The sequence below is a fragment of the Paenibacillus hubeiensis genome (assembly GCF_032334105.1).
Taxonomy (GTDB): domain Bacteria; phylum Bacillota; class Bacilli; order Paenibacillales; family Paenibacillaceae; genus Paenibacillus; species Paenibacillus hubeiensis.
Genome location: NZ_JAVYAE020000002.1, coordinates 717087 through 729581 on the forward strand (window position 1 = coordinate 717087; position 12495 = coordinate 729581).

The following is a 12495-nucleotide window of genomic DNA, read 5'->3' on the forward strand; positions in this document are numbered from 1 at the left end:
CATTTTTCGATTGATCGGTCAAAGGTATTTCGTGTAAGAAACTATACTTACCGGTTTTAAGAGAATTAAACCCCTAATGGATATGATCACATGTATACAGGAGGTTATAATGACAATGATTTCGAAGAAGTGGAAGCCGCTTATGATCGCGCTGCTCCTGGCTATTCCAAGTCTGCCGCTACAGGTTAGTGCTTTGCCTGAGGTTGCGGCTGCTGCAGTCAAGACCGCTATCTCCAATGCCAGCCTGTCGGCCAAAGTCGGCGACTTAGGCCAGATTGAAGAGCTCTATATCAACAACAATCCTACGAATAAACAGGGGGAGCCGATCAATTTCGTTCTGCCTAACACTACATCGCCGCAGAATGGTACCCAGCACCAATGGATGGGGGAAATGATCTTCTCCTACCGTACGGGTGCCAATGAACAATTCCCTGACAACAGGGACGGCTTTGTAGAAGTGGATACCAATAAAACATTGGCTGCCGGGGGATCTACACAATATTCAACGATTAATCCGGATAACCCCTACATCAACAAGACAGCATCAGCAGACGGCAAGAAGGTAGAAGTCAACTTTATTGGACAGAATCTGGACTCTACAGACCAGCGGGTAATGAAGGGCTTCGATGTGAAATCCGTTTTTGATATGGAGACCGATGACGGTTCAATGCTTTGGGAGATTACGCTGAAGAACAAGAGCAATCAGTATATCGAATTCGGGGATATCGGCTTGCCCATGCCCTGGAACAACAAATACCAGTCCTTATCCGATACCTATGATGACCGTGTGACGGTGCATAATTTCGCAGGTGCTGACAGTGGATATTCTTATGCCATCCGCACCAGTGGTGAGGGAAACTTCATGCTCTTCACTCCGGTGCCGGAAAGCGGCGCTCGAATCGAGTATGTGGATTATTGGATGCATGAGGCAGGAGAGCGGCGTGCTGCAGACACCTTTAAGAACTGGACAGGAGACAGTGGCGGCTGGTATCCGGGGCTGAACGTGCTCTATATCCACTCCAAAGAAATCCAGAAAACGGGCCGCGGATACTTTACGGATGCTTCCAGCCTCGTCCTAGGCCCGGATGAGTCCAAGACGTATAAGTTCAAATTTTCAGCAGTCCGTGGAGGCGACAATACGCCGCAGGAGAGCGCCCAAAGCCCTAATAACAGTTCGACTTCAATGGAAGACCGTGAAGCCAATCTCCGGTCCATCCTGTATAAATCAGGCATGATTGATGCCGTAGCGGTGCCGGGCTTCCAGACAGCCATCAATATGCCTGTCAAGCTGGACCTGCACTATGACGACAGTATCGTTGATGTACAATCCATCGATATTCAAAATGTGGCAGAGAATGATCCGTTTGACGAAGCGCATATTCCGGATATCAAGCCTGGGAAGAGCAGAAAGGAAATGGTTGACAACTCGCGGGCCGGACGTGGACTGCCTGACGGAAACCCCGGTTACAACGAGTCGGTTGAGTTTGTGGAGACCAAGATCGTAAATGGTGAACAGCATCATATCTATTCGCTTCAGTTTGATTCGATCGGCAACAACAGCGTGCGTATCGAATATAAGCTGAAGGACGGCAACGAATGGGTAGATAAATTCACTCAATTTGAGTTCAATGTTCTGGCCGAGCTGGATGCAATCTCGGATGCGCATTCCGAATTCATGGTTGAGCAAACACAGGATAACAACCCGGAAAGTCCAACTTACGGGAACTATTTCGACTGGTATCTTTCAAGCGGCATGGATCTCAACACAAACCACTGGGGAGATGACTGGAGCCATGACAACATTAATTTCATGACGATGAAGAACTATCTGGCTCCCAACCCCGATGAAATTCGATCTATCGAGACATACCTGATCGACTTCATGTGGGAACGATACATGAAGAATACTCAGGATAGCTATATCGTTGCGAACTGGCTGAAAGATTCTGGAGCGTACACCGACAAGGATAAGCCTTATACACGTACGTTCTCCGAAATCATGGAAGCTACCGGATTTTTCAACATGTACCGGATTCAGAAGGCTTATCCTAATCTGATCGAGTACCGGGAATCGCCTCAGTTTTATCTGGAGAAAGCTTATAACATCTACTATAAGCGCGTTTCCACCGGGGCCATCGGATTCTATGGCGAGCAGCAAATCCCGGATATGATTGAAGCACTGAAGGAAGAGGGGATGCAGACCGAGTCAGCCAATCTGCAGAAGAAGTTCGCCCTCGACAAGGGACGGAATATGACTAGAGCCACTTATCCTTACGGATCGGAATTTGAATATGACAATACTGGCGAAGAAGGGGCTTATGCCGCAGCGAAGGCTCTGCGCACGTACTATCCAGCAGACTCTCTTACAGGTGCAGCTGAGAAAAGTATGGAAATGGCCGATTGGAAAACACGTGCCATGCGCGGGATTCAGCCTACTTGGTTCCATTATTCCGTGCCCGTATTCCGCGGCGGTGAAGGCTGGTGGAATTTTCAATATACTGCGTCTTTAGCTGGATACATTATGGATGACTGGCTTAGGTATGAGAATGATGGCAGATCAGTGGAGCAGAAGGCAATTGCACAGCAGCGCAATTATGCCGCGAAGATTTCGAACTTTAACGCCGTCAATATGGGACAGATTTCGGCTAATTCCGTTGGCAGCACCTCTTGGAGATATTCGATGTATAAAGGAGGCACAGGCACGAAGGACGTATACGATGGCGGCTCACGCGTCATGAGTAACGGCTGGAACGATTTTTCAGGCGAATCGGAAGAAGGCCTCTATGGTTCCCTTCTCAGCATCAGCTCCGATATTGTTACAGATCCGATATTCGGGCTGTTCGGTTATGGAGCGCTGGTGAGTGACGAAGGAAACAGCTACAACATTACGCCGAAAGACGGTTTCGGCAAGCGGATCAATCTGATCGATGAGAAAATCTATTTGGAGCTGGAAAGCGATAAAATAGAAAGCGCGCAAATTCAAAAAGATGGTAACGGTTTTAGACTTCAGCTCCTGAATCCATCAGGGAAAGAGCATACTTCACGGATTTTGTTCGATGGAGTGGGGATGGAGAACGGATACTATACCATGAAGCTGAATGGTGCAGCTGCCGGACAGTTCTATGTTCAGAACAATGAAGGCGTTGCCATGTTTCAGATGGGTAGCGTGCAGCGTGCTGAATTGATCATTGAAAAGTCAGCCGGCGGTGAAAATGAAGCTCCGCAAATTACTGCAGAGCTGGCGACACAACATCCACAGGCGTTGATTCCATTTATGCTGAATGGGATTGTAACCGATGATGGCGCGCCTGAAGGGACTCTGTCTTACCAATGGGAAGTGGTCAGCGCCCCGGATGGCGGCAAGCTCACCTTTACTCATCCGAAAGCAAGCATTACACAGGCTACGGGTACCAAAGAAGGCTCTTATACGGTTATGCTTAGCGCAAGTGATGGACAACTGACGGGCTCTAACCAAGTAAACTTCGAGCTGGCCTCACCGCCGGAGAAACAACCTCCAGCAATTGGCCAAGTGTCTGCGGTTCAGGATGTTGGCAATAACAGTATCGTGGTATTGTCCGGGGAGGCCATTCCCGATCCTGTGCATAGCGAGGAAGAAGAACCCCAGTTGAAGTACTCATGGGCCATTAAGCAAAAGCCCGAAGGTTCAGCGGACATTTCCTTTGTGGATGGTGACAAAACAGCGGCCTATGCACGTGTAAGCAAGGCAGGTACCTACACGTTTACCTTCAGTGCGGCAGACGGAGACAAGAAGGCCAGCAAGGATGTAACGATAGAGATCAAGGAAGATACCGTTGACGTTTACCGGGCACTCAGCGTTGTCACCAAGAAAGATATTGAACCAGAACTTCCTAGACAAATCCATATTTTGTCAGAGGACGGGTATCTAGAGCAGGAAATCACTTGGGATGCTATTGATCCAAGCTTCTATGCTAGTGCAGGCCAATTCGAAGCCAAAGGAAACGTCGTTGGCAGTGCTTTGGAGGTTCGGGCTACCGTCCATGTCGTGAATACTGAGCTGCAAAATGCGGCGCTGACAGCCAAGGCTTCCGCCAGCTTCTCTGGTGGCGACGGTTATCCGGAAGCGATGAATAACGGCATTGAACCTAAAAGCTCGGCAGATTTCTCTCCGAACCGAGGTGCCCCCAACAGTGCATGGCATAACTGGGGTAGAGAAGGAGATCCGGCATGGGTGACGTATGAATGGGATCAGCCATTCCTGGCCTCTTCTATGGATGTATATGTCTTCCAGGACGGCGGCGGGAACTTCCGTCCGAAGGATATGCAGCTTATGCTTCGCGGCGAAGATGGAAAATGGTACACCCCGCGGGACATAAAGGGATTGGGCAATGAACTTAATAAATACAATACGACTACCTTTGAGCCCGCCTATATTACAGGTGTTCGTATGGACATGAAGCCTTCCGTTAATGGCAGCGGTATTCTGGAATGGAAGGTATACGGCTATACCGGAGCGGTAGATAAGTCAGAACTGATCAAGGTCTATAACTATGTAAATACATTAAATGCTTCAAACCTTGCAGATCCTGGCCTTGCGCCAATCGAAGCGTCGAAGACAGATGCTTCTGCTGTGATCAAGAATATGAATGCCACAGACGAAGAAGTTACCCTGGCGCTTGAGAAGCTGCTGATGGATTTGCGTCTGCTCAGTCCGAGAGACGGCAATATGGCCTTCCTCGCAAATGCTTCTTCCAGCTATACCTCTCCTTGGGAGAGTCTGGCTGCAGTAAACGACGGAAAGAAAGATGGCAACAACATTTCGCATTGGGGAACCTGGGGTCATGAAGGCGCAGAGGAGTGGGTGCAATATGAATGGCCGCAGGGTGCATCTATCCGGAGTTCGAATCTGGTGCTGTGGTCAGATGCCGGCGGAATCAAGCCGCCTACCCAAATTGTATATTCCTATATCCCGGCGGATAGCGCAACTGATGAATGGGTAACTGCGGGAACGGTTACGGAGGGAATCAAAGTGGTTGAACATACTCCGGCGGAATCCTCCAATCCCTACACGTTTGACTCGGTGCTGAATGTAAAGGCAGTGCGAGTGACCCTGACCAAGCAATCGCGGGCAGGCGATAACGGTGTAGGCCTATGGGAATGGGAAGTTCACCAGGCCATATCCAGTCCTGATCGTGAGGCTCCAGTAACACCGGCCGGTGTGGCACCGTCCATTCCTGATGGAGATGACGGCAAACTGATCGGTGTGACAACAGAAATGGAGTATAAGAAGGAAGGCGAAGAAGAATATACAGCAATTGCAGGAATTGAGGTCACAGGTCTCACCGCCGGTAAATATTATGTCCGGTATATGAAGACTGGTTCGCTGAGCGCCAGCCCGGATAAGGAAGTCGTTATACCGGAAGGGCAGACACAGGAGCAGGCTGCACCCGATGCGAGTGGGTGGGTGATCTCACACGCCAATTCGGATACCGGTATAAAAGGCATAATTGAGGGTTTGGATGATACGATGGAATACCGGAAGCTGGGCGAAGAGGACTACACGCCTGTTACAGGTTCGAGTATTAGCGATCTGGAGCCCGGCAGTTATCAGATCCGGTATGCAGCCACAGACATCCTAAAGGCAAGCCCGCCGGTAACCGTGGACATTCGCAATGAAGCCAAGGCAGACAGAGAGGCACCAACAGCAGAAGGACTCGTCATTACACCGCCTACAGCGGCAGGCGGAAATGATGGCAGAATTGAAAATGTGACTGTTGATATGGAGTACCGGAGGACGGATCAAGGTGGTTACATGCCGGTTAGTGGAACCAGCATTGAAGGACTGGAGGCTGGCAGCTACGAGCTCCGGTACGCCGGAACGGATTTGAACAATCCAAGTCCTGCGATCCTGATCGTTGTGCCTGACGGAACCAAGCAGGAGCAAAGTCCGCCTTCCAGTGCAGAGGTCAAGGCTGTAAATGTCAGTGCAGCCGGGGCCAAGGACGGCAAGATCACTGGTGTAAGTCCTGGAATGGAATACCGGCAAGTGGGAGGGGACGCTGGCAGCTGGAATGCGATCACAGGCACAGAGGTTACAGGTCTTGGCAACGGAGTCTACGAAGTAAGATATAAAGAAACGGCAACTCATTATGCGAGCCAATCTCTTACTGTCGTTATCAGCAATCCAGTCATCAATCCGAAGCCTACGGAAACACCGCCTTCAACGGATGGACCTGTGTCAGTGACCACACCTTCACCGGCTCCTGAAAACATCAAAGTCGAAGGGAATTGGATTAAGATTGTGGCACCAAAGACGAATACCAAAACCGGTAAAGCTAAAGGAGCACCCATCCGGCAGGAAGACCTTAATAAGGCTCTGGAGCATGTAAAGGCGAATAGCAGTAGTATTAAAACAATCATGGTGGACATTCCGAAAGCAGAGGGAGCCAATTCCTATGCGGTTGAGCTTCCTGCCGCTGCACTAACCGCAGAGCATGCCAACATCAAGATCGAGATTAACACGGAATTTGGAACCGTTACCGTACCTTCTAATATGCTGAAGTATACATCAGGTGCCAAGAGTGTAGAACTGTCACTAAGCCGGCTAGATACTGTAAAGCTTCATTCAGATGTAAAATCAGTGACAGACAGCAGACCTGTTATTGCATTCGCTGTTCAATTAGATGGAGAAGAAATGGTAGCCTTGAATGCACCGGCTGAAATCAGACTGCTTTATGCTCCTGATGTTGAAGAATTGGCCAATTCCAAATACCTTACAGTTTCGTACTTGGCTGCAAACAGTACGATTGTTCAGCTGCTGAATGGCAAATACGACAGTGCTCTACAAGCCATGGTTTTTCCAGCGGCAAGCACAGGTGAATATGCAGTTGTTTATACGAAGAAGTTCTTCAATGATGTCATCAAGGATTCGTGGTACGCACCAGCGGTTGAAACCATGGCGTCCAAAGGATTCATCGACGGGACATCGGCAACAAGCTTTAGTCCCGGACAAAAGGTCACAAGAGGTGAGTATCTAGCTTGGTTGGTAAGGACACTGGATCTCAAAGCAGAGTTCAACACCACCTTCAGTGATATAAAGCGAACAGACCTCTACTATGAGGAAATCGGAATCGCGAAAGCACTCGGGATCACCCTGGGCTCGAACGGCAGCTTCTATTCGGAAACGGACATTGCTAGACAAGATTTGGCTGTGCTGACCATGCGGGCTTTGCGGGCAGTGGGCAAAACCGAGCAGACCCGTACAGCTGAGGATCTCAATAGATTTACAGATGCGGCAAATGTAGCAAAGTACGCTGTTGATGACATGGCTGCAATGGTTAAAATGGGTTTCATAAACGGGCGAAGCAATGTCATCTTGAGTCCTGACGGAACGACAACCAGAGCAGAAGCAGCTCAGGTTCTGTATAAGATTTTCTTGCAGCTATAATCAAAGAAACCGACCTTGATCCTGTTTTGTGCAGGACCAAGGTCGTCTTAAATTAGGAGAAGATTACATTATTAATCCGTCATTAACATGATAAACGGGTGTCGAGGGACAAGAATAATGTGGCATTTCTGATTAAATGTTTATCTAAACATTAGCAATTTGAAAAATCATACCTCATGCCAAAAGCGAATTACCATAAAATCTAGCTAAATAGACGGTTTATAACTTTTTTGAGCTGAAGATAAGTGTACATTGTACCATTGATCAGTCAAAAAACTAATTTTACCGAGATATCATTTAAGCTAACGGGCTGATGCTCACCATCCATCCCGGATGACTTTACTTTCAGAGGGGATTTGGCGTTAAGATGCATATGTTGCAGACAGACGGCGCGGGAAAGCGGATCATTACCGTGTTTCGGTATCTAACAATATTTTGTCACGGACGAATTTTCTTGTTCCTAAGCGGCCGGAAAAAGGCGCGGATATCCTCGGCCAACGCCTCGGGTTCTTCCAAGGCGGTAAAATGGCCTCCGCGGGGCATCGGAGTCCAGCGGGTAATATTCAGGCTGCGGGAAGCCCAAGCCTTGGGAGGCAGCAGAATATCTGCCGGGAACAAGGCCAGCCCCGTCGGGACTTCTATACGGGCCAGCGGCGGCAATGTATTTGCATTTTCATAATACATCCGGGCTGATGAGCCTGCCGTGTTGGTAACCCAATAAATCATAATATGGGTAATCAGTTCATCCGAACTAAACGTGTTCAGGAGGTCGCCGCCGCAATCGCTCCAGGCCCGGAATTTCTCCATGAGCCAGGCCGCTAAACCTGCCGGAGAATCGGAAAGGCCGTATGCGAGCGTCTGCGGACGTGTCGATTGCAGCGTCATATAACCGCCTTCTTTGGCTATCCATTCTGCGGCGTTTTTCCTGTATTGGCGCTCTTCTTCGGAAAGTTTGTCCGGCTCCGGCGCAGCCATAAGATCCCGGATGATGCCGATATCCGTCAGGTGTATGCCAACTAACTGTCCGGGGTGGCTGGAAGCCAGGTAGCGGGTTACGCCGGAGCCGATATCGCCGCCGGCGGCACCAAACCGACCATAACCTAATTCCTCCGTCATGAGTTTAGCCCACATTTCGGCGACTCGAAAATTGTTTACGCCGGCATGCGCGGGACGGCCGGAGAAACCGAAGCCGGGTAACGAAGGGACGATGACATCAAAAGCATCCGCAGGGTCTCCTCCATAGCTGGCCGGATCGGTCAGCAGTGGGATGATTTTTTGATAACGCAGATAGCTGTCCGGCCACCCGTGGGTGAGAATTAAAGGCAAAGGTTCGGAACCTTTCCCGCGTTCATGGACGAAATGTACATCGATTCCGTCGATTTGACAGCGGTACTGGGACAGCCGGTTAAGGACCGATTCCTGGGCGCGCCAGTCATAATGGTCCTTCCAATACGAGATGAGCGATTTTAAAGCCTGCAGATTCGTCCCCCGTTCCCAATGGGAATTGGCGTTTTCCAGCTGATCCGGATAGCGGACACGGTGCAGCCTGTCTTGCAGGTCATCAAGGACTTCATCAGAGACATGAATGTGAAATCGTTCAACAGCCATAACGCTGCTCCTCCTTTTTCCTGTGGATTCACAACGCCATTATATCCTTCGTGCCGGCATGATACACTGTTATAAATGAAGCATTTAACTATACGATTTGATAGGTGGATGACCAAGATGCCTCAAATAGACCGATACAAAAACCGGACCGTAAACATAGAATTTGCTCCGGTGGAGAGTTTTACGGCACTGCCTTATCCTGAGCGGCTTACGCTGATTTTTATTACGTTCGGAAGCCTTCAAGGTACTCTCAACGAGCGACCTGTATCGATAAGCGCCCCCGGAATTCTTTGTCTGGCAGACGGGGATAAGGTGGAGATAACGGAAAAATGCAGCATTGCTGCCCAATCCTTCAGCTTTCATCTGGACTTTATGAACTCGACTGTTCTTTCTGAAACAAAGTCGTTTCCGGCAGTGCCAAGGATTCATACAGGCCTTTCCCTATTTCAACGAGAGCAGGGTTGTTATGGTGCACCCCGTATAACCGAAACGGCTTATCCGCTGCTATTTGAATGTTTTTTTGTGCTGGGCACGGAGGTTCAAGCGCAAAGCGACTCCCTTTGGGTGTGCAGGATCAAAAGATACCTGATCCAGATTTTAGGCCTGCTCGAGGAATTGAATCAGCAGAGGGAGCACTCGCCCGTCGATGCCGTGCTGGATTACATCCATACGCATTACTCGCGAAAGATTGCCTTGCAGGAACTAACGGATTGCGCCCATTTGAACCGTGTATCGCTGAATAAACGGTTTCAGGAAAGGTGCGGAAATACGGCGATGGGTTACCTGATCGCCTATCGGTTAAAGGTTTCGCGTGACCTTCTGACCCATACCGATATGAGCCTGATTGAAATTGCCCGTGCCACGGGGTTTGAGTATGATACTTATTTCATCAAACAGTTTACGGCCAAGCTGGGGATGTCTCCGACCACCTACCGGCTGACCTCCCGCAAGCTGGCAGGAGCTTTATAGACGAATGCCCTTAGGATCCCGGTGCCCAAAGCTTAGGAAGATGCAAGAATTCAGGGATAAGTAACAGCCGTCATCTTTTGTGGGAAGGATTCATTCTCGGAGCGTGTGATAACATACGGAAGAAGCATCCCAGGTCAATGGACCCTTTGGGATACTCCTTCCGTATGGGATTACGCTCTTGTTCCACCGTCCACCGGCAGAACTACGCCTGTTACGTAAGAGGCGCGATCGCTCAATAACCAGGCAGCCGCTTGTGCGATCTCATGAGGATCGGCAGGACGCCTAAGAGGCGTCACAGAGCTGCTTTTTTCGATTATATCTGGAACTTGTGCAACTAACCCCTCGATCATCTCAGTCATGGTGGTGCCAGGTGCAACAGCGTTTACGCGGATACCTGAAGGTCCGTATTCAATGGCAGCCGTCTCGGTCAGACTATTAACAGCCCGTTTGGCGGCTCCGTAGACAGACAACCCCGGATTACCTCTGAAGCTGCCGACGCTGCTGTTATTGACAATGGCACCGGTACCTGCAGTATCGATCATTGCCTTGATTTCCGCTTTCATTGCCACCCAGATTCCTTTATAATTTACAGCTTGAAGAAGGTCGAAATCCTCTTCTGAGACCTCTGTTAAGGGGGAAAGGGGAGCCCCGATTCCAGCATTATTGAATGCTATATCCAGGCGACCGTGACGCTCAACGGTCGTTTGAACCGCCCGTTCGATGCTGGCGGAATCGGCTAGATCGGCTACAATGTAATCGGCCTTACCGCCTTTCGCGATAATTTCCTCAACTCCAGAGCGTAGAGCTGCTTCTGTTCTTGCGACGAGAGTAACCGCCGCTCCTTCTTCGGCGAAGAGTTTGGCTGCCGCAGCTCCGATGCCGCGGCTGGCCCCTGTAACCAGAGCTACTTTATTGATAAGCATTCCCTGAGAGTTGTAATTTTTGTGCTGTGTTATTGATTGCATGGCCTGTCTCCTTTAAAGTCGGTAATGGTTTGAAATGTTTCAAATTGAATTGAAGCGATTTCTATGATTGAGTATAATTTTCTAATACACTTTTAACGAGAGGTTGCTTAATCATAGGTTTCCGAGTAATAGGTTAGGAGGGATTGAGATGAACGATCGCGAGCGCCGTTCGGCTCTCGGTGATTTTTTGCGTAAACAGAGGTCAAGTCTTTCCCCGGAGGATGTGGGTTTGCCGACTGGGTCGCGCCGCCGGACAGCCGGATTACGCAGGGAAGAGGTCGCACAGCTGTCGAATATCGGCACATCCTGGTATATGTGGCTGGAGCAGGGACGTGATATCCGTCCGTCAGTACAAGTGTTGGAAAGCCTAGCTGCGGCTCTAAAGCTTAATCCCAATGAACGACGCCATCTTTTTTTTCTTGCAGGAGAATCACTTCCTCCTTACTTGTCTCCTCATAAAGAAAGTATCGGGTCAGCATTTCAAAGGATGCTGGATGACCTTACTCCGAATCCTGCATATATTCTGGGGAGACGCTGGGATTTTGTGGCCTGGAATGATGCTGCAAATGAAGTTTTCTCTATTTCCTCGGCAGCACCGCCTCATGAATTCAATTTAATCTGGCGGTTTTTCACGGACCCGGCATGGAAAGGGCGCTTTAAAAATTTCGATCAAAAGGCTACGGGAATGATTGCTGAATTCCACACGGCATCAGCCCGCTATGTTGAAGATTCGTCGTTTGCCGAATTAATAGAAGATCTTAAACGAAAAAATCCGGAATTTGACCGGCTATGGCTGCAGCATGAAACTCCCGGCTCTCTTGAAGGATTTAAAGAGGTGGAGCATCCCTACATGGGGCACCTGGAGTTTGATCATATTACCCTGCAAATCCCCAATGATCCTGATATGAGAGTGATGATTTACATGCCTTTACCAGCAACAAGATCAAAGCTGGAAAAATATTTGGCAAAGGGATCACCTGCAAAAGAAAGTAAGGGATAACATCATTATCCTAAACGCGGGGGACTTTCGATGTGGGACACGGTTATTTCATCAAGCAGCTTCCAAAATGAGTTCGGTACTCTACTGTCGAGGGACAAGAACATGAGCCGATTACCGATTAGATAAGTATATAATTGGATTTTCATACAATTTAATCAAGCTAACAGGCAGGATGTAATACGAACTTTAAAATTATTTTACAGGTTATAAACTCATATATTGCTAAATTATAGGTGATGATTGGTTACGCAGTAATGATAGCAAATTGTTCGGCTCATTACCCACAGACAAAATCCTGTGGATAGTGGAGTAAACGGTAGCCCGTAAAGCCAACGGGAAATGGTCGGGTCACAAAACATAGTAACAATAGAAGCTGCTGATTATGCGGCTTTTTATATTTATGTTATCAAGTTCTAGTCAAAACACAATGAACAAGAACATGGCTAAATTCCCGATATGATTTCGTCGAGGCAGCAGACGCCTTTTTAGAGAGGTCCATTTGGCAGTTGTTAAAGCCCGTAGATACA

Annotated in this window: 5 protein-coding genes; 3 read left to right on the top strand and 2 right to left on the bottom strand. The window is 48.8% G+C overall.

Annotation, left to right across the window (positions count from 1 at the left end):
- Positions 1 to 109: 109 nt before the first annotated feature.
- Positions 110 to 7426: a DUF5695 domain-containing protein gene (locus tag RSX24_RS09735; protein ID WP_343260426.1), complete on the top strand. Its 7317-nt coding sequence runs from the start codon at positions 110 to 112 to the stop codon at positions 7424 to 7426.
- A 438-nt stretch (positions 7427 to 7864) separates the two neighbouring features.
- Here the strand turns inward: RSX24_RS09735 and RSX24_RS09740 are convergent, their stop codons facing one another.
- On the bottom strand, positions 7865 to 9034 hold the full coding sequence (locus RSX24_RS09740) for an epoxide hydrolase family protein (protein ID WP_343260427.1): 1170 nt from the start codon (positions 9032 to 9034) through the stop codon (positions 7865 to 7867).
- Between the two features lie 117 nt (positions 9035 to 9151).
- On the opposite strand from RSX24_RS09740, the gene RSX24_RS09745 reads away from it, so the two are divergent.
- A complete protein-coding gene (locus tag RSX24_RS09745) occupies positions 9152 to 10003 on the top strand; it encodes a helix-turn-helix domain-containing protein (RefSeq protein WP_343260428.1) in 852 nt (283 codons plus the stop codon).
- Between the two features lie 170 nt (positions 10004 to 10173).
- Here RSX24_RS09745 and RSX24_RS09750 read toward each other — a convergent pair whose 3' ends face one another.
- Positions 10174 to 10968: an SDR family NAD(P)-dependent oxidoreductase gene (locus RSX24_RS09750; RefSeq protein ID WP_343260429.1), complete on the bottom strand. Its 795-nt coding sequence runs from the start codon at positions 10966 to 10968 to the stop codon at positions 10174 to 10176.
- 148 nt (positions 10969 to 11116) lie between these two features.
- On the opposite strand from RSX24_RS09750, the gene RSX24_RS09755 reads away from it, so the two are divergent.
- Positions 11117 to 11968 carry a helix-turn-helix transcriptional regulator gene (locus tag RSX24_RS09755; protein WP_343260430.1) on the top strand — a complete coding sequence of 284 codons (852 nt, stop codon included), beginning with the start codon at positions 11117 to 11119 and terminating at the stop codon, positions 11966 to 11968.
- Positions 11969 to 12495: the final 527 nt, after the last annotated feature.